Annotated in this window: 14 protein-coding genes; 8 read left to right on the top strand and 6 right to left on the bottom strand. The window is 71.1% G+C overall.

Going from position 1 to position 18408, the window contains the following annotated elements:
• Nucleotides 1–38 precede the first annotated feature (38 nt).
• The 3 genes from G6O69_RS30355 to G6O69_RS30345 are packed head-to-tail and all read left to right on the top strand — an operon-like array spanning nucleotide 39 to nucleotide 3478.
• Nucleotides 39–1508: a metallopeptidase TldD-related protein gene (locus tag G6O69_RS30355; RefSeq protein WP_255215913.1), complete on the top strand. Its 1470-nt coding sequence runs from the start codon at nucleotides 39–41 to the stop codon at nucleotides 1506–1508.
• Nucleotides 1489–1911, top strand: coding sequence for a hypothetical protein (locus G6O69_RS30350; RefSeq protein WP_172306962.1), 423 nt, complete (start codon nucleotides 1489–1491; stop codon nucleotides 1909–1911). The genes G6O69_RS30355 and G6O69_RS30350 overlap by 20 nt, the downstream gene beginning before the upstream one ends.
• A complete protein-coding gene (locus G6O69_RS30345; RefSeq protein WP_346017159.1) occupies nucleotides 1817–3478 on the top strand; it encodes a TldD/PmbA family protein in 1662 nt (553 codons plus the stop codon). Before G6O69_RS30350 ends, G6O69_RS30345 begins: the two co-directional genes overlap by 95 nt.
• On the opposite strand, the gene G6O69_RS30340 is transcribed toward G6O69_RS30345, so the two are convergent.
• Together G6O69_RS30340 and G6O69_RS30335 are read right to left on the bottom strand one after the other, a co-directional pair.
• On the bottom strand, nucleotides 3475–4332 hold the full coding sequence (locus G6O69_RS30340) for a 3'(2'),5'-bisphosphate nucleotidase CysQ (RefSeq protein WP_172306961.1): 858 nt from the start codon (nucleotides 4330–4332) through the stop codon (nucleotides 3475–3477). The two genes, G6O69_RS30345 and G6O69_RS30340, sit on opposite strands and share 4 nt — an antisense overlap.
• Before the next feature lie 24 nt (nucleotides 4333–4356).
• Complete coding sequence (locus G6O69_RS30335) at nucleotides 4357–6324, bottom strand: DUF2723 domain-containing protein (protein WP_172306960.1); 1968 nt, start codon at nucleotides 6322–6324, stop codon at nucleotides 4357–4359.
• Between the two features lie 26 nt (nucleotides 6325–6350).
• On the opposite strand from G6O69_RS30335, the gene G6O69_RS30330 reads away from it, so the two are divergent.
• A complete protein-coding gene (locus G6O69_RS30330) occupies nucleotides 6351–6959 on the top strand; it encodes a TetR/AcrR family transcriptional regulator (protein WP_346017104.1) in 609 nt (202 codons plus the stop codon).
• Here G6O69_RS30330 and G6O69_RS30325 read toward each other — a convergent pair.
• From G6O69_RS30325 to glyA, 4 genes are all read right to left on the bottom strand, one after another.
• Nucleotides 6948–8948, bottom strand: coding sequence for a hypothetical protein (locus tag G6O69_RS30325; protein ID WP_172306958.1), 2001 nt, complete (start codon nucleotides 8946–8948; stop codon nucleotides 6948–6950). The two genes, G6O69_RS30330 and G6O69_RS30325, sit on opposite strands and share 12 nt — an antisense overlap.
• 9 nt (nucleotides 8949–8957) lie before the next feature.
• Nucleotides 8958–10709: a hypothetical protein gene (locus G6O69_RS30320; protein ID WP_172306957.1), complete on the bottom strand. Its 1752-nt coding sequence runs from the start codon at nucleotides 10707–10709 to the stop codon at nucleotides 8958–8960.
• 16 nt (nucleotides 10710–10725) lie between these two features.
• Nucleotides 10726–11043, bottom strand: coding sequence for a hypothetical protein (locus G6O69_RS30315; protein WP_172306956.1), 318 nt, complete (start codon nucleotides 11041–11043; stop codon nucleotides 10726–10728).
• 82 nt (nucleotides 11044–11125) lie between these two features.
• Complete coding sequence (gene glyA, locus G6O69_RS30310) at nucleotides 11126–12391, bottom strand: serine hydroxymethyltransferase (protein ID WP_172306955.1); 1266 nt, start codon at nucleotides 12389–12391, stop codon at nucleotides 11126–11128.
• Between the two features lie 199 nt (nucleotides 12392–12590).
• Here glyA and G6O69_RS30305 point away from each other — a divergent pair, with 199 nt between their 5' ends.
• From G6O69_RS30305 to G6O69_RS30290, 4 genes are all read left to right on the top strand, one after another.
• Nucleotides 12591–13508, top strand: a complete 918-nt coding sequence (locus G6O69_RS30305) for a GGDEF domain-containing protein (RefSeq protein WP_172306954.1) — start codon at nucleotides 12591–12593, stop codon at nucleotides 13506–13508.
• Between the two features lie 115 nt (nucleotides 13509–13623).
• Complete coding sequence (locus G6O69_RS42435; protein ID WP_176397174.1) at nucleotides 13624–15327, top strand: Ig-like domain-containing protein; 1704 nt, start codon at nucleotides 13624–13626, stop codon at nucleotides 15325–15327.
• An 11-nt stretch (nucleotides 15328–15338) separates the two neighbouring features.
• Nucleotides 15339–17774, top strand: a complete 2436-nt coding sequence (locus G6O69_RS30295) for a PKD domain-containing protein (RefSeq protein WP_172306952.1) — start codon at nucleotides 15339–15341, stop codon at nucleotides 17772–17774.
• Nucleotides 17771–18400, top strand: a complete 630-nt coding sequence (locus tag G6O69_RS30290) for an SRPBCC family protein (RefSeq protein ID WP_172306951.1) — start codon at nucleotides 17771–17773, stop codon at nucleotides 18398–18400. The genes G6O69_RS30295 and G6O69_RS30290 overlap by 4 nt, the downstream gene beginning before the upstream one ends.
• Nucleotides 18401–18408: the final 8 nt, after the last annotated feature.

Genomic DNA, 18408 nt, shown 5'->3' with positions numbered 1-18408 from the left:
TTTGGCCTCCCGGCGGACTCGCGCGTACGATCGACTAGATGGCAGCACGCGCGAAGCCGACATCCGCCCCGACGCTGCGGCGTCCAGAGGCGCCCTTCATGACCGGCCCCCAGGCCATCTCCCGCCAGCAGGCTGGGACGATCCTCGACGCGGCGCTGTCTCGGGGCGGGGACTTTGCCGACCTCTACTTCGAGTATCGGCGCTCGGCGGCGATCTCCATGGAGGACGGCCGCGTGCGCAGCGTGGGCGGCTCCGTCGACATGGGCGTGGGCATCCGCGTGGTCCAGGGCCAGGCCGTGGGCTTCGCCTACGCGGAGAGCCTCGAGCCCCAGGCGATGCTCGAGGCGGCGCAGACGGCCGCGCGCGTGGCCTCGGCCGCGGGCACGCCGGCCAAGGCCATCCGCAAGCGCAAGCCGGGCGACGCCTACCCGCTCGAGAGCGCGGAGGTCGTCGACGTCGAGGGCAAGCAGCGCGTCGAGCTGCTGCGCCGGGCAGACCGCGCGGCCCGAGCCGCGAGCCCCAAGATCATCCGCGTCGACGCCAGCTTGGTCGCCGTCCACAAGGAGATCCTCGTGGTCTCGAGCCGCGGGGACATGGTCTACGACTTCCAGCCGATGTGTCGGATGTCGGTGATGGCCGTGGCCCGCGACGACCAGCGCGTCGAGCAGGGCAGCAGCTCGGGCGGCGGGCGCATGGGCCTGGAGTACTTCGAGCGCGTGAGCCCCGAGGACCACGGGCAGGAGGCTGCGCGCGTGGCTCTGCTCAACCTCGACAGCCGCGAGGCGCCGGCGGGGACGCTGCCGGTGGTCCTCGCCCCCGGGGACTCGGGGATCTTGCTGCACGAGGCCGTGGGCCACGGTCTGGAGGCGGACTTCAACCGCAAGCGGACCTCGAACTACACCGATCGCATCGGCGCGCCGGTGGCCTCCGAGCTGGTCACCGTCGTCGACGATCCCAGCCTGCTGGCCTCACGGGGCAGCATCAACGTCGATGACGAGGGCGTGCTCCCCCGCGAGCATCGCCTGATCGAAGACGGCATCTTGCGGGCCTACCTCCACGACCGGATCAGCGCCGACTGGTTTCGGACCAAGCCCACGGGCAGCGGCCGCCGCCAGTCCTTCCGCCACGAGCCGATGCCGCGGATGACCAACACCTTCATGGCCGCGGGCGAGGAAGACCCCGAGGACATCATCAAGTCGGTCAAGCGGGGCGTCTACGCCAAGAAGTTCTCCGGCGGGCAGGTCAACATCTCCAACGGTGACTTCGTGTTCTCGCTGACCGAGGGCTACCTGATCGAGGACGGCAAGCTCACCGCCCCGCTCAAGGGGGCCAACCTGATCGGCAACGGGCCGGAGGCGCTGGCCACCGTGAGCATGGTCGGCCACGACTTCGCGCTCTCTGACGGCATGTGGACGTGTGGCAAGGACGGGCAGAGCGTCCCGGTGGGCGTCGGCATGCCGACGGTCAAGCTGGATGCGCTGACCGTGGGTGGATCGAGCGTGGGCTGACGAAGGCGCCAGAGGAGTCGAACGTGAATTCGGGCAAGCGAAACAACCGCAAGATCACCAACAAGCGCCCCTCTCGGGCGAAGGCCAGCAAGCGCAGGCCGACCCGCAAGCGTACCGCTACGCGCACGGTGAAGAGGAAGAAGGCTGGGGTGAAGAAGAAGTCGGCGAAGAAGAAGAGCGTGGTGAAGAAGGCGACGGCTGCGAAGAAGAAGACGGCCGTGAAGAAGAAGACGGCCGTGAAGAAGAAGACGGCCGCGAAGAAGAAGACGGCCGCGAAGAAGAAGACGGCTGCGAAGAAGAAGACCGCCGTGAAGAAGGCGACGGCGGCGAAGAAGAAGACGGCGGCGAAGAAGAAGACGGCCGCGAAGAAGAAGACGGCCGCGAAGAAGAAGACGGCCGTTAAGAAGAAGACGGCCGTGAAGAAGAAGACGGCCGTGAAGAAGAAGACGGCCGTGAAGAAGAAGACGGCCGTGAAGAAGAAGACGGCCGTGAAGAAGAAGACGGCCGCGAAGAAGAAGACGGCCGCGAAGAAGAAGACGGCCGCGAAGAAGAAGACGGCCGTGAAGAAGAAGTCCGCGCCGGCGGTGCTCTCCAAGGGCCTCCCGCGCAGCAGTGAGCGCCTGCTCGACGAGCTCGAGTCCGTCGCGGGCTTCGCCCTCGATCGCCTGCGGGCCCTCGGGGCCGATCATGCCGAGGTCTCCGTCGGCCAGGGCGAGCAGCTCGAGGTCGGGGTCCGCGGTGGTGAGGTCGAGCTCATCAAGGAGGCGAAGTCGAGCGGCCTGAGCGTGCGAGTCATCCACGGGGATCGCGTGGCGACCTCGTCGACGACGGATCTCTCGCGCGAGGGCCTCGAGCGCTTCTTGCCGCGGGTGATCGAGATGGCCGAGCTCTCGGAGCCCGATCCCCTGGCGGCGCCGCCCGATCCGGAGGAGCTGACCTCGCGCTTCCCGGCGCTGGATCTCTGGGACGCCAAGACGGCGCGAATCTCGGCCGACCGCGCCCTGCGTCTGGCGAAGGCGGCCGAGCGGGCGGCCTTCGCCGAGGACCCTCGGATCACCTCCTCGGAGGGCGCGAGCATGTCCCGGGGCGCCGGACACAGCGTGCTCGCGACCTCGGGCGGCTTCGTCGGCCGCAGCGCGGGGACCCACGCGAGCCTGGTCGCGCAGGTGGTCGCCGACGACGAGGGCGGCAAGAAGCGCAACGGCTACCACTGGACCTCGGCGCGGCACTTCGAGGATCTGCTGAGCCCGGCCGAGGTCGGCGCGGAGGCGGCGAGGCGAGCGGTGCGTACGCTGGGTTCGATCAAGGCGGAGACCGGCGTCTACCCGGTGGTCTTCGACCGCGACGCCGCCCGGGCGATCGTCTCGCTGATCGCCTCGTGCATCCTCGGCGACGCGGTCTACCGCGAGCAGAGCTACCTGGCGCGGCGCCTGGGCACGGTCGTGGCCAGCGAGGAGGTCACGATCGTCGATGACCCCTTGCTGCCGCGGGGCATGGGCTCGCGGGCCCACGACGAGGAGGGCAGGGCGGTGCGGGTCAACTCGGTGATCTCCCGGGGCAAGCTCGATCGCTTCTTGCTCGACGGCTACAGCGCTCGCAAGCTCAAGCTCGATCCCACGGGCTCGGCGGGCGGCGGCGGCGGGATCCCCTACTCGACGACCAGCAACTTCTACATGAAGAAGGGCCGCCGCAAGCCGGCCGCGCTGCTCGCGGGCATCGATCGAGGGATCTACGTGACCTCGATGATGGGCTTTGGCTTCGACCCCGTGACCGGCAACTTCAGCCGCGGGGCCCAGGGCTTTTTGATCGAGCAGGGCGAGCTGACCGTCCCGATCAGCGAGATCACGATCTCGCGCAACCTCGACGAGCTGCTCCAGGGGATCGACGCCGTGGCCAACGACCTCGAGTTCCGCAGCGCGATCGCGGCGCCGAGCTTCCGGGTCGACCAGATGACGGTCTCGGGGCGCTAGCCGTACCACTCGCGGGTCAGCGGACGCAGGGCAGCGACCACGGCGTCGTGGTCGACGCCCGGCGCCGTCGCGAGCAGGCCCTGGGTGTGGGCGATGTCCGGACCGGCGTAGGAGATCGGCGCGCCGGTCATGGTCGTCAGCCGACCACCTGCGGCGCGCAGGATCACGTGGGGGGCGCAGCTATCCCAGAGCTTGGTGCCGAGCGTCGGGTGGGCGTAGGCGCGGGCGTCGGCGCGGGCGATCATCGCCAGCTTGACCCCGCAGCTGCCCGTGCGCTGGACCTGATCGTCGCGCAGCCCGAGCGCCGCGATGATCGGATCGATCCGCGGGCTGCGGTGGCTGCGGCTGGCGACGAGGCCCCAGCGAGGTTGGCGACGCTCGCGGATGCCATGGAGCGCCAGGGGCGGCCCGCCGTCGACGCGTGTCCAGGCGAGCTGGGTGTCCTCGTGGTCGATGGCCCAGCTGGTCCGCTCGGCCCTGGGTTCGTGGACGACGCCGAGGGCGGGGACACCCCGGACGCACAGGCCGATGTGGATGGCCCAGCAGGCCGCACCCTGGGCGAAGTCGCGGGTGCCGTCGATGGGGTCGATCATCCACACGCGCTCGGCCGTGGGCCAGGCGCTGTCGACGGCGCTCTCCTCGGCGAGGATGGCGTCGTCTGGGAAGCGCTCGCGCAGCCCTGCGATGATGCGGGCCTCGACCGCCAGGTCGGCTGCGGTCACGGGGCCCTGGTCGTCGGCCTTGTCGCGGGTCTGGAGGCGCTCGGGCCCGCCGGCCTGGAGCGCGAGGGCGATGGCGCCGCACTCGGTGGCGAGATCGATGGCGGTGTGCAGCTCCTGATCGAAGGTCTGCATGGCCAGAGTATGCAGTCCGACTGGCTATTCTCGAAGCCCAACCCCGGTCAGCTGGCGCAGGCGGGCGTCGAGGGCGAGCAGGGCGTCGACGCGCTCGGCCGCCGCGAGCTGGGCAGCGAGCGCCCGCGACTTGTCGACGTAGGCGCGCCACAGATCCGCCGACCAGGGGTGTCCGCGGGGGTGGTCGAGGCCGGCGAAGTCTTCGGCCCTCACCTGGAGGCGATCGAGGGCGGCGAGGTGACGCTGGGTGACCGCGTCGAGGCTCCAGTCCTCGGCGACGAAGCGCGGGTGACTGGCGGGCAGGGGGATGCGCCACAGCAGGCCCTCGGGGACCCGGGGGAAGCTCTCCGCCGGCCGGGAGAACACGTTGGCGAGGTAGATCGGCAGCTGATCGAGGGTCGGGTCGGACCAGATCTCGGCGATCAGGCGCAGCGGCTTGTCGACGTCGGGGAGGGTGGGGACGCGCTCGCGTAGGCGCGCGCGATACCAGGGATGCGCGAGCAGCTGGGCGTCGATGTAGAGCGTGTGCTCGCCGGCGCCGAGGACCTCGCGGGCGTAGAGGGCTGGGAAGCTGCGGTGGTCGTCGGTGCCGATCACGATCGCGCGGATCGGCTGGCCGGCCGAGGGGATCGCGGGGCCGAGGGGATCGGGGCACTCGAGGAGATCGACCGCGGCGCGCTCGACCGCGCGCTCCGTGGCCGGGCGCCCGCGCTCGGTGATCGCCGCGAGCTGAGCGAGGCCGAGGACGAGGGCGAGGAGCCCGAGGCCGCCGCGGATCAGCAGCTGGCTGCGCGCGCTCAGGGCCTCGAGCTCGGCGAGCCCCCGCGAGAGCGCGGCCAGACCCAGGCACAGCCCCGGGACCAGCAGCAGCGTGGGCAGGAGATCGAAGCGCTCGAGGATCCACGCGCCGAAGGGGCCGTTGGGGTCGATGTTCTGGGCGGCGGGGAAGACCAGGCTGGCCGCGAGCACGCTCGCCATCCAGCCGATGCCGATGCCGATGCCGATGCCGAGGCTAGCGCCGGCGCGGTCTTTGGGGGCGCTGCGTCGCCAGGCGATCGTCGCGCCGGCGAGGGCGAGGGCGAGGACGAGGGCGCCAAACCACGGTGAGGCGATCAGCCCCGCGCTGAACACCTCGGCGAGGCTGGCGAGGCAGCGCGCGATCGTGTCGACGGCGGACACGCTGTCTTCGTGCAGGCTCAGGCTGAAGGTGCCGTAGTCGCGGCGCAGGACGTGGTGGAGGAAGCCCTCGACGCTGCGGACATCTCCCCAGCGCCAGCCGCCAGCTGATCCGATTGGCAAGCTGAGCAGGGGTGCGAGGCCGATCGCACTGCCGAGCAGGCCGAGGCCGCCGTTGGCCAGCAGCCGGGCGAAGCGGCGCTCGCCGGGGCGCGGCCACGCGCCTGCGATCGCCATGGGGATCAGCAAGATCGCGGTCAGGTGGTGACTGACCGCGAGACCCAGCCATATACCCAAGCGCAGCGGCGTCGCGTCTTCGCGGATCAGCGCGCGCATGAACAGCGCGGAAAACAGCAGGTGTGGTCCCCAGACCTCGCTGTCGTTGACGTGGATGACCACGAGGGGCGCGCTGGCGACCAGGCCGACGAGGGCGGCGCTCATCCAGCTCGCCCGTGCAGACCCGAGCGCAGCTGCACACAGCCGGCCTGCGATTCGCTGCAAGATCGTCCACGCAGCCACGCCTGCGAGGCTCGGGGGCAAGGCGGCGGCCAGGGCAGGGGGCAGGCCGAGGGCCCACAGCGCCCGCGAGATCAGGCCGAGGGCACGCATCCACGGATAGCCCGATGGATGCGGCACGCCGCCGGTGAGCATGACGGTCGCAAACTCTCCGGCGTCGCCTGCTTGGACCTCGCGGGGCATGGCCCACAGTGCGAGCGCAAGCAGTGCCGTGGCCAACAGCAGCGTCGGCCACCAAAGCAGCTCGCTTCGATCTTCGGCGAGGGTGTTCGCGTCGGCCTGCGCTTTGTGGTCACCCATGGCTTAAATGATGTTATCCTAGGCTCGTGTCGCGTCGTTGCAATGCAGGTTTGAGGGAAGCGATCATTCAAACCAGCCTGGAGCTCGGAAGCCAGCTCGGGGAGGAAGGGTTGACAATGCGCGGGATAGCCTCGCGCCTGGGGGTCAGCGCGACCGCGCTGTATCAGCACTTCGAGAGCAAGGCCTCGATCCTGCGAGAGATCCGTGTCTACGGGATCGAGCTGCTCTACAAGGCCGTCGAGCCGGCCCTGGAGGAGCAAGATCCCGTCGAGCGCCTGCGCGGGGTCGTTCGCCGCTACCTCGATTTCGCACGGGCCAACCCCTGGCTCTACTCGGTGCTGATGGAGCACGACATGCTCGAGTGGGAGCAGCTCGCGGACGAGGACATTCAGCGCTTGTTGCGGCCGCTGTCCGTGGTCCGCGAGACGATCCGCGCTGGCAAGGAGAGCGGCGTGTGGCGGGACAATCTCAAGGTCGAGATGAGCTCGTTCCAGATCTGGGCCACCGTCCACGGCATGTGCTCGCTGCTCAACAACGGCCGCTTCAGCGAGGAGCACCCCGCCTACCCGATCCCCAGCGAGACCTCGCTGATCGATGAGTTCATCGAGGGGATCGTGCGCTCGCTAGCGAAGTAGCAGCTGGTCGAGGGCGATCATCCGCTCCTCGGCGGGGGTGATCACGATCGCCTCGCCGTCGAGGCGCGCGCTGATCTCCGCGCGCAGGGCCGAGTTCGCGGCCTCGCTGACCGCGGCCTCGGGCGCGGCGCTCTGGAGGGCCTCGCGGGCGTTGGGCTCGCTGCTCGGGACGAGCAGCGAGAGGGCCAGAGGATCGAGCTGCTCACGCCACTTCGCCTGGGCCTCGAGCCTGCGGCAGCCCTCGGGCCAGGCGGCCAGCTGGAAGGTCCGGCCGTCGCGGTCGAGGATGTTTTGTAGCCAGGGGTTCCGCGCGGCGCACAGGGCCTCGAGGGCCTCGTCGGACCAGCTCGCGCTGGCCTGCACGGTGATCGCTCGGCCGAGGCGACGGTCCAGCGCGGGCCGTGGGCGGGCGCTGTCCTCGACGCGCTGGCCGGCGACGAGCTGGGCGAGGTCGCTGACGGGGGCCTGCTCGAGGTGGGCGAGGGCCTCGCGGGCGCTGGGCCGCGCGCTGGGGTCGGGGTCGAGCCAGCGCACGAGCTCCTCGCGCTCCTTGTCGGGGAGCTCGGCGAGGCCGACGATCGGATCGCCGAAGCGGCCGACGAGCAGCGCGACCCACAGCGCCCCGAGCATGTAGAGGTCGCTGGCCTGGGTCGGCGGCTCACCGGCGCGCTGCTCGGGCGGGGTCAGGGCGATCAGCTCTTCGAGGCCGCCGGTGCGCGTGGCGATCAGCCCCGAGAGCCGGTGCGCGCCGAAGGGGCCGAGCAGCGGGCGGCCGAGGGCGTCGCAGACGATCTGGCTGGGCAGCAGCGAGCCGTGGGTCAAGCCGGCGGCGTGGGCCGTGGCCAGGGCGTCGAGCATGAAGGCGATCAGCGAGCGCGCGCGGACGGGGGCGGCGCTGGCCATGCCGGGGGCGCGGACCAGGTTGCGCAGCAGCGGGCCCTCGCGGCGCGGCATGACCAGCAGGCCGACGTGGGGATCGAGGCGGAGGATCGGCCGAATGGCTGGGTGGGCGAGGGCCTGGGCGGCCTCGGCGATCCGGGCGAAGCGATCGAGGGCCGCACGCACGCCTCGCCCGGGCTGCTCGTGCTCACCGTACTCGGCGAGCAGCAGGTGGAGCTCGACCTCCTGCAGGCTCACTCGATCGACGCCGACGTAGGCGGCGCCAGCGAAGGGGGCGGGCAGCACCCCGGTGACGCGGTAGCGGCCGTGGGCGACGAGCTCCTCGCTCGTGCCCTGGAAGGGATCGTCGGGGGCCTCGGCGAGGACCAGCTGACCGGCGAGGTCGTGGCCGAGGCTCGACAGCGCCCGCGCGAGCAGCCGGCGGAGCTTGGTCTGCTGGTCGCTGGGCTGGTCGCCGGGGTGGTCGAGGGCAGCGGGGCCGCGGCGGGCGGCCTGGGCGTGGCGGGCCGTCCCCTCGGCGTCGCCGAGGTCCCAGCACAGCTCGGCCGCCAGCGCGTGCTCGGCCGCCAAGGTCGCGGTCGCGCTGTCGCTCAGGGCCGGCGGGCCGAGGCGCTCGAGGGCTTGGCGGGTCTGGCCGGCCGCGGCGAGGGTCCTGGCCGCGGCCAGGCGGTCGCCGGCGGCCGTCAGCGCGGCGGCCTGGGCCTCGGGGCTGGCCTCGCCCCAGCGCAGGACCCGGGCGGCGTCCTCGTGTCGACGCCGGCGCTCGAGCAAGCTCGCGGCCTCGCGGCACAGCTCGGGATCGCGGCGGGCCTCGAGCGCCTCGAAGACCTGGGCCAGGGCATCGGGCCCACCGTCTTCGAGCCCGGCCCGCAGCGCGTCGAGGACTCGCCCGGCGAGCAGATAGTGGCCCGCGGCGCCGGCGAAGTCCCAGATCTGCTCGAGCACCCAGCCGGCCTCGGCGAAGCGATCGTCCGCGGCGAGCTCGGTGGCGACGGCCTCGTGCTCGCCACGATCGAGTCGGGCCCGGGTCGCGGCGTCGAGCTGGCGGCCGAGGTCTTCGCGTCGCTCCAGACCAGGTGATCGGGGCACGAAGCGCTCCTACTCGCTGGCCTGCGCGTCCGCGCCGAAGGTCTCGACCTTCACGTCGATGGCGGGCTCCGGCGCGGGCATGGGATCGTCGGGGAGCACGAAGGCGTCGGGGTGCATGCCCGGGGGCGTGGACAGGGTCTTCATCAGGCCCAGGGGCGCCCAAAAGAAGCGGTCGAAGCCGACCATGCGCGCGGGCTCGTCTCCGATCAGCGAGAGGCCAAAGCCGGTCAGGGCCGCGTCCGGATCGGCGCTGACGCGGGCGTCGATGGCCGCGGGGTCGCCGAGCATGGCGCAGGCCGGCCCGAGGGTGAGGTCCGCGGGCGCGCCTCGTTCGGCGTGGATCCACAAGGCCGCGGTCGACAGGCACAGCGCCTCCCGGCCCTCGATGACCGCCTGGGCTCGGGCCTGGGGGTGCTCGATGCGCGAGAGCAGCATGATCCGCCGCAGGTGGCGGTGGACGTCTTCGGACCAGCGCCCGCGGATCAGCGCGAGCTCCGGGAGCTCCTCGCCGCGCAGCTTCCGGCGCTGCGGCTCGATGACCGCGCGATCGAGGATCTCGAGGGCGAGCGCGCCCTCGGGGATCGCTTCGGGCGTATGGAGCTGGACGAAGCGGGCGCAGTCGAGCTCGGGCGCGGCGACCTCCTCGACCGCCGCGAGGTCCTCGCGGATGCGCTCGACGAGCGCCTCGCAGCGGGCGACGCTCGGGGGCGCGGCCGGATCCTCGGCGAGCACCGCCTCGGCGGAGGTCTCGGCGCCGATGAGCTGGGTCTCGATGGCCTCCCAGCGCCCGATGAAGCGCTCGCCATCGGCGACGGCGCGCTCGAGATCGAGGTCGACGCGCTCGCCCACGGACAGCCGCCGCCGCAGGGCGCGGGCGCCGAGGTGGGCGGGCATGCGGACGAGCTCCTCGACGCCGCCGGGGCGCAGGGGCGGGGCCTCGTCGGTCCACGCCGCGCTCGCGCTCGCCTTGGGGACGGCCGCCTCGGCGGTGGCGAGCCAGGCCGCGTGCTCGTCGAGGGCCGCGGCGAGGGCCGCGAGGTCGCGGGCGAGGGCCTCGCCCTGGGCGTCGTCGAGGTCTTCGCCGCGGACGCCGGCCGAGCGCTGGGCGAGGCCGCGGGCGCGGGCGGCCAGCTGGGTCGCCGTGGCCTTGGCGCCGCTGAGCGCTGGCAGCGAGGCGCCCTCGAGCTGATCGCGGAGCGTGGGCAGGTCGGCGGCGAGGCCCGCGGGGAGCTCGAGGCAGGCCGCGTCACAGTCCGCTCCGAGCAGGCGATACTCGAGCTCGTCGAGGGTCTCGGCGACGGCGCGCAGCCCCGCCTGGGGATCGAGGCGCAGCTGCGGGTGACGCTCGAGCTCGTCGTAGAGCCGGGTCAGGCCAAAGCGCAGCGTCCGGAGGATCACGACCTCCGGGGGATCGAGGTAGCGCTCGTCGATCTCGCCGGCGTCGCGCTTGGCGATCTCCAGGCGCTCGCGCAGGGCCTGACGATCGGCGAGCGAGAGGGGAGGGGGCGCGGCCGGGGCTCGCCCGGCCGCGTAGGCGCCGAGGGGATCGGCGGCGATGAACACCGAGCGCCCCGATCGCAAGGCGGCCGCGAGCGCCTCTTTGTGGGCCTCGCGCTTGAGCGCCTCGTGCTGCTCGCGGGCCTGCGCGTCCGCGGGCGGATCGACCTTGGTGTCGTCGGCCTCGGGCGTGCGCTCGCAGCCGCTCGAGGTCGCGAGCGCGGCGAACAAGGTCAGGACGAAGGTGCGAGGGGCGGCGGTCAAGGGCGCGACGCTCCCCTCAGATGATGCACTCGCCCCAGGCTTCGATGGAGCAGCCGATGATCTCGTTGCAGGACTCGGCGATGCACTCGTCGAGGATGTCGAGGGCCTCCTCGATGTCCGAGTCGGTGTCGCAGCGATCGGCCTGATCGATGCATTCGTCGATGCAGTCCTCGATGTCGGTGGTGTCGGTGCAGTCGTAGAGACGCTCGCAGTAGTCTTCGCAGACGTTCTCGATGCGGTATTCGCTGTGTGGCCCGCAGGCGCCGATGGCGACGCCGAAGCCGGCGGCGAGCAGGATCGCGACGGGACGGACGATGGTCTTATGCATGTTCATGGGACTGGCGGGAGCATAGCTGATTGCCCCGTGCTGCCTGGAATCAATGTTCGTCACGTCGCGGCAGGCACGTGGTGTACCGCTATAGTCCCGGCGCCGGGAAGTCGGACAGGAACTCGGCGACCCGCCCGCGCAGCTGGGTGGCGAAGGCCTCGGAGACCTCGCCCTCGTTGGCCGCGGCCTCGGTCACGCCGGCGTCGATGAGCTCGGCGACCGTGGCCATGTGCGCCGGCGCGAGGCCGCGAGAGCTCAGCGCCGCCGCACCGATGCGCACGCCCGAGGGATCGAAGGGCTTGCGCTCGTCGAAGGGGATCGAGTTGCCGTTGAGCTCGATGCCGCAGCCGTTGAGGGCCTTGGCGGCGACCCGCCCCGAGATCCCGCGGTTGCTGAGGTCGACGAGCATGAGGTGGTTGTCGGTGCCGCCGGTGACGAGCTCGTAGCCGCGGCCCATCAGCGCCTCGGCGAGGGCCTTGGCGTTGGCGACCACGCGCTGGGCGTACTCGCGGAAGCTGGGCTGCGCGGCCTCGTGGAAGGCCACGGCCTTGGCCGCGGTGGCGTGGTTGTGGGGGCCGCCTTGGAGTCCGGGGAAGACCGCCTTGTCGATGGCCTTGGCGTGGGCCTTGCGACACAAGATCAGCCCGCCCCGAGGCCCGCGCAGGGTCTTGTGCGTGGTCGTGGTGACCGCCGCGCAGTGGGGGATCGGGCTGGGGTGCGCGCCGCCGACCACCAGGCCAGCGATGTGCGCGATGTCGGCGACGAGGTGCGCGTCGACCTCCGAGGCGATCTCGGCGAAGGCCGCGAAGTCGAGGGTCCGCGGATAGGCCGAGTGCCCCACCCAGATCAATTTGGGACGGTGCTCGCGGGCGAGCTCGCGGACCTGATCGAGGTCGATGCGGTGGTCGCTCTGGCGAACACCATACTGGACGGATTTGTAATAGATCCCCGACGCGCTGACCTTCCAGCCGTGGGTCAGGTGGCCGCCGGCGGGCAGCGACAAGCCCATGGTCACGTCGCCCGGCGAGCACAGGCCGAGGAGCACGGCGAGGTTCGCCGGGGAGCCGCTGTAAGGCTGGACGTTGGCGTGCTCGGCCCCGAACAGCGCCTTGGCGCGATCGATGGCGATACGCTCGAGGGGATCGATGTTGTCCATGCCCTCGTAGTAGCGACGGCCCGGGTAGCCCTCGGCGTACTTGTTGGTCAGGCTGGCCGCGCCGGCCTCGAGCACGGCGCGCGAGGCGTAGTTCTCGCTGGCGATCAGCCGGAGGCTTTCGCGTTGGCGCTGATCTTCTGCACGGATCAGCCCGTGAATCTCGGGATCGGCCTGGGCGAGGCTGGGATCGTGGCTCATGACGGCCTTTTGGATGCTACTTGGCCCAAAGTCAAAGCGAATCGGGCTTCGCAAATAGCGCAGTCACGTTCACGGGCCTCGCGCGCAGTTGGCACCGAACGCTCCGAGACCGGCGAGAAGGGCGGGGTGGGCCCGCGTCACCGTGGGGGCCCATGTCTTCGTGGGCGAGGGCCGCCACAACCTGTTACTCTGGGGCGGCATGACGTCGGTGCCCCCCAGCCAGTCCGGGACCGTCGTTCGCGAGCCGACAGTGGTCACCACGCTGCGGTCGCTCGACGAGTTGGTCCGACGGCCCGCCTGTCTGGTCGTCATCCACGGCGAGAACATCGGGCACAAGTACGACCTCGACGTCAAAGCGTTGACGATCGGTCGTGGCCGCGACAACGACATCTGCGTCAACCACCGATCGGTGTCGCGCAACCATGTCGAGATCGCCGTCGATGATCGCGGCGTCCAACTTCGCGACCTTCGCTCGACGAACGGCACCTACGTCAATGACCAGCCCGTGGGTAACGTCTACCTGCGCGACGGCGACCGCATCAAGGTCGGGCGCACGGTCTTCAAGTTCATCAGCGGGTCGAACGTCGAGGCTGCCTACCACGATCAGCTGTTCACGATGACCCGCTACGACGCGCTGACCGGCGTGTTCAACCGGCGCAGCTTCGACGAGAAGGTCCAAGACGAGTTCGCCCGCGCCGAGCGCTACGGCCGGCCGCTCGCGCTGATCCTCTTCGACATCGATCACTTCAAGCGCTGCAATGACACCTGGGGGCACCGGGCTGGAGACCACGTGCTCCGCGAGGTCGCCCAGCTCGTCCAGCGTCGCGCTCGCAAGCACGACTTCGTGGCGCGCTATGGCGGTGAGGAGTTCGCGGTCATCCTCCACGAGTTCGAGCAGCCCGGCCCGCAGACCTTCGCCGAGGAGATCCGCGCGCTCGTCCAGGACCACGAGTTCGAGTTCGAGGGCAACCGCATCCCGGTGACGGTCTCCCTGGGCCTCGTCATCTGGGAGTCGGGCTACGAGACCGTCGGCCAGCTGATCGAGGCCGCCGACCAGTGCCTGTACCTGGCCAAGCAGGGCGGCCGCAACCGCGTGGTCTCGGCCCAGGAGGGCTGACAGCCAGGGCGCTGGCCGAGCTGGCCAGTGGGACGCGACCGGAGTGAGCCAGCTGGCTCGTCGGCGCTGCGCGATCTGCTTGACGCGGGCGCTTGGGGCACATTAGTTCGGTTTCGTGGTTCGAACATCGCTCTGGGTCCCCCGCTTGGCCGCGCTGGCCGTCGTCTTCACAGCTTGCGCCGACTCGAGCGGCGACGACGAGATCGGCGATCCCGACGTCGGCAGCGAAGAGTCGGGCTCGTCGGAGGACTCGGGCGAGAGCTCGAGCGAGAGCGGCGAGGGCGAGGCGGACTCGGGGACGAGCGAGGCGGACTCGGGCGAGGACACGCCGGACACGGGCGAGGACACGCAGGACACGGGCGAGACCGGGGACCCTGGCGACCCCTATCCCGCGCCCGACGCCTGGGGCGGGACCACGGGGCCCGGCGGACCCGCGACCAGCTTTGGCGAGGACCAGCTCTATCAAAATTGCGCGACCTTGGACGGCGGCTCCGGGGACACGGCCGATCACCACAACCTCGTGGTGATGTTCGACGGCCTGCTGATGATGCCCTGGGCCCCCGAGTGGGGAGCGGGGGGGATCACCTTCTTCGACGTCTCCGATCCCTGCGCGCCGCAGGCCGTCGGCTACGGGACCTCGGATCAGATGCGAGAGACCCACGCCACGGGCTTCGCCAAGGTCGGCGAGAGCTGGTGGGCCGTGGTCGACGGCATCGAGCAGCCGCTGTTGGGCCTCTCGGGCGGCGTGCAGATGTGGAACGTGAGCAACACGGCCAGCCCCACCGCCGAGGCCCTGGTCGAGCTGCCCGGCTTCTTGTACCCCGACGCCTACGCCCGCGTGACCCTCAGCGCCTTCTATCAGGCGCCGTGGATCTACGCCGCCGGCGGCGACAACGGCCTGTACATCATCGACGCCAGCGATCCGGCCAACCCGGTGCTCGCCGAGCAGCTCAGCTTCAACCCCACGCACCGCGCCGGCCAGGTCCAGGTGATCGGCAACCTGCTGATGATCACCGCGGCCGAGGGCCCGCGGACGATCATGCTCGACGTGTCGATCCCCGATAACCCGCAGCCGATCGCCGGCGGGGACTTCTCGATCCGCGACTCCCTCGACCAGCCGCGCGAGTCCTACTTCTCGAACTGGAACGGGGCCTACGGCTTCTACGCGATCAAGGACGGCGGGGGCGGGCTGCTGATCTACGACCTCCACGATCCCGGCAACCCGAGCTTCGCTGGCGAGAACCAGTCCGGGGGCAACGGCGGCTACGTGTTCGCCAAGGACAAGCTGGCCTTCGTCGGCGAGTCGAACTTCGCGGCGATCTACGACTGGTCCAACCTCCCCGAGGTCGAGCAGGTCGCCGTCTTGGATCTCGAGGGCGACCTCGACACGGCCACGCCGATCGGCAACGTGGTGTTCTTGAGCGTCGACGACGAGGCCAACACCAACGAGGGCACGGCCGTCGCGCCCTACGCCACGCAGCCCGACAGCGAGGCCCCGGAGCTGACCTTCGTGTGGCCGGCGGACGCGGCCACGGGGGTGGCCACGACCAGCCGCGTGGGCGTGAGCTTCGACGAGATGATCGAGCCCAAGAGCGCCTTCGAGGGCTCGGTGCGGCTCTACGAGACGGGCACGGACCCGGCGCAGACCCGGGTCGAAGGCTGGATCTCGACGCAGGAGAGCATCGTCAACTTCGCGCCCAAGCAGGCGCTGAAGCCGGGGACGAGCTACACCCTCGAGCTCCCGGCCGGCGGCCTCGTCGACTACAACGGCAACGCCCTCGCCGAGACCCTGACCTCCACCTTCACCACGGCGGGCTGAGGATGAAGATGATGCGCTCGAATCATGGCAACGAAGGTCGTGTGGCCGAGGTCGCGTGCGCGCGCCTGTTGATCGCGGCCCTGGCGGTGAGCTTGGCCTGCGCGGACGATAGCGGCGAGGACGACGAGGTCGGCCCCGGCAGCGAGTCGGGCACGGGAGGCGGAGAGTCCGACTCGGGGAGCGAGACCGGGACCGGCGAGGAGTCCGGCTCGGGGAGCGAGTCCGACTCGGGGAGCGAGACCGACGCGGATACCGACACGGGCACGGAGACCGAGGGCGAGGCGCTGGTCGCCGACGCAGGAGAGTCGCGCTACGTGCTGATCGACGAGGTGTTCGAGCTCGACGCCTCGGCCTCGACCGGGGCGGCGCTCTACCACTGGAACTTCGGCGACGGCACGGCCCAGGACGAGCCGAGCGCGGATCCGGTGGCCAGTCACAGCTACGCGGCGCCGGGCCGCTACTACCCGGTGCTCACGGTCTACGACGGCCAGGGCGGGACGTTGGCCACCAACGTGACGATCACGGCCACGCGCGCGCCGGTCCACCAGCCGCGCCAGGCCGGCAGCGTGGCCGTGCAGCCCGAGCTCGATCGCGTGGCCGTGCTCGATCGTGACGCCGGCGCGCTCACGCTGATCCAGCGCGAGGGCGACGCGGACGCGCCGAGCTTCACGCTGATCGGGCGCTGGTCGACCTGCGCGGGCCCGCGCAGCCTCAGCGCGGATCTCGAGGGCGGGCTGATCGCCTGCCCCGAGGTCGACGCGATCCAGACCTTCGACTGGAGCGAGGGTCCGGGCGAGCTCGCGAGCTTGCCCAGGGGCTCGCGCCCGGCCGCGGCGCTGCGCGTGGGCGAGCGCAACTATGTGGCCCTGGCAGGGTCGACGGGTCCGGAGGGCGCAGAGGGATCGGGGGCCCTCGCGGTCCAGACCGGCCCCGCGCTCTCGGATCCCTTCACCGTGGTCGAGGGCTTCCCCGACGCCCGCGGGCTCGCGGCCTGGCCCGACGGGCGCGTGGCCGTCAGCCGCTGGCGCTCGCCGGACGAGGAGGGGCAGCTGCGCGTCTACGATCCTCAGAGCGCAGGCGTCGAGCTGATCAGCTTGGCCTACGATCCCACGCCGCCCTCGGACACGGAGATCGGCGGCGTGCCCAGCTACCTCGATCAGCTGCTGGTCTCGCCCGTGGGCGACCGCGTGGCCGTGCCCAGCACCCAGGCGAATTTCGCCCACGGCGAGTACCTCAGCGGCGAGGCCCTGACCTTCGAGACCACGGTCCGCGCGGTGGTCTCGTTCCTGGTGCTCGGCGAGGCCGACGAGCAGGGGCTGATCTCGGCCAGCGAGAACTTCGATCTTCGCAAGCAGTTCGACAACCGGGGCTTCGCCGCCGCCGGGGTGTACTCGAGCCGCGGCGACTACCTGTTCGTGGCCATGCGCGGCAGCCGGGGCGTCGAGCGTTACGATGCGCTGACCGGGGCCCAGGCGGGGACGCTGCTCGACGTCGGCTACGCGCCCTCGGGGCTGGCGCTCTCGCCCGACGACCGCCACCTCTACGTCCACGCCGAGCTGTCGCGAGAGCTGCGCGTCTACGACGTCGGCAGCTTCGACGTCCTGCCTCAGCCGATCGCCACGCTGGCCACGGTCGACGCCGAGCCGCTGGCGGAGGAGGTGTTCCGCGGCAAGCAGCTGTTCAACGACAGCTACGACGCGCGCCTGGCCAAGCACGGCTACATCGCCTGCGCCCACTGCCACCTCGACGGCGAGGCCGATCGCCGGACCTGGGACTTCACGGATCGCGGGGAGGGCCTGCGCAACACGATCTCGCTGCTCGGGCGCGCGGGCCTCGAGCACGGGCCGGTGCACTGGAGCGCCAACTTCGACGAGATCCAGGACTTCGAGCAGGACATCCGCGGGCCCTTTGGCGGCCTGGGGCTCCTCGACGACGCCGACTGGGCGTCGGGGACGGTGGCCGACAGCCTCGGTGACCCCAAGGTCGGCCTGTCCGAGGACCTCGACGCCCTCGCCGCCTACGTCGAGAGCCTCGGCGCTTTTCCGCGCAGCCCTCAGCGCACGAGCGAGGGATCGCTGAGCGCCGAGGCTACCGCGGGTAAGGCGCTGTTCGAGTCCGCGGCGCTGGGCTGCGTCGACTGTCACAGCGGGGCTGCGCTCAGCGATAGCGCCTGGGCGGGGCCGCTGACGCCGCTGCTCCACGACGTGGGCACGCTCGGCCCGGGCTCTGGGCTGCGCCTGGGCGAGCCGCTCACGGGCATCGACACGCCGACGCTACACGCGCTGTGGAACTCGCCCCCCTATCTTCACGACGGCTCGGCTGCGACCCTGATGGAGGTGCTGACCGTCAAGAACACGGGAGACCTGCACGGCGCGACCAGCCAGCTCGACGAGACACAGCTCGAGCAGCTGGTGGCCTACCTGCTCAGCCTCGAGGGGGAGCCGTGAGCGAGGCGTCCATGGCCGAGGGCGGCCGGCCGACGATCAAGCTGCTCTTGAAGTGGCTGGCGATCACGGTCGGCCTGTCGGTGCTCACCTTGGTGGTCGTCGGGCTGTTCCTCCCGCGGACCTGGGAGGTGGATCGCCGGGTCGAGATCACGGCCAGCCGCGCGCAGATCCACGCGCTGGTCGGGGATCTCGAGCGCTGGCCCGAGTGGATGTTCGATCCCGACCAAGACGAGCTGGGCATGACCGTCACGGCCGAGGGCGCCGGGGTCGGGGCCACGGTCCGCTGGCAGGGTGGGGGCAGCACCGGGCAGATGACTCTGGTCGAGTCCGACCCGACCACCGGCGTGCGCTGGGAGGGCAAGATCGAGACCGACGAGGTCAACAACCACGGCGAGATCCGCTACGAGGCGGGGGAGGACGAGGGCGTGGTCGTGGTCATCCTGCACGACACCGGGGAGCTCCCCCCGGTGCTCGGTGGCTACTTCGTGCCGGTGATGAACGCCGGCCTGGGCCAGCACTTCCAAGCTGCCCTCGAGCGCCTCGAGGGTGCTGTCGAAGGGGTTGGCGAAGGGGTTGGCGAAGGGGTTGGCGAAGGGGCGCCCGAGCAGGCTGGAGAAGCACCGTGAGCGTGTCC

This window comes from Pseudenhygromyxa sp. WMMC2535 (assembly GCF_011083025.2).
Note: the sequence above shows the minus strand (reverse complement) of the source record. Positions and strands in the feature narration are given on the sequence as shown.

Excerpts from the sequence above, each read along its gene's own strand:
- G6O69_RS30355 (WP_255215913.1), top strand. The coding sequence starts at position 39 with ATGGCAGCACGCGCGAAGCCGACATCCGCCCCGACGCTGCGGCGTCCA.
- G6O69_RS30340 (WP_172306961.1), bottom strand. The coding sequence starts at position 4,332 with ATGCAGACCTTCGATCAGGAGCTGCACACCGCCATCGATCTCGCCACC.
- G6O69_RS30335 (WP_172306960.1), bottom strand. The coding sequence starts at position 6,324 with ATGGGTGACCACAAAGCGCAGGCCGACGCGAACACCCTCGCCGAAGAT.
- G6O69_RS30315 (WP_172306956.1), bottom strand. The coding sequence starts at position 11,043 with ATGAACATGCATAAGACCATCGTCCGTCCCGTCGCGATCCTGCTCGCC.
- glyA (WP_172306955.1), bottom strand. The coding sequence starts at position 12,391 with ATGAGCCACGATCCCAGCCTCGCCCAGGCCGATCCCGAGATTCACGGG.
- G6O69_RS30305 (WP_172306954.1), top strand. The coding sequence starts at position 12,591 with ATGACGTCGGTGCCCCCCAGCCAGTCCGGGACCGTCGTTCGCGAGCCG.
- G6O69_RS30295 (WP_172306952.1), top strand. The coding sequence starts at position 15,339 with ATGCGCTCGAATCATGGCAACGAAGGTCGTGTGGCCGAGGTCGCGTGC.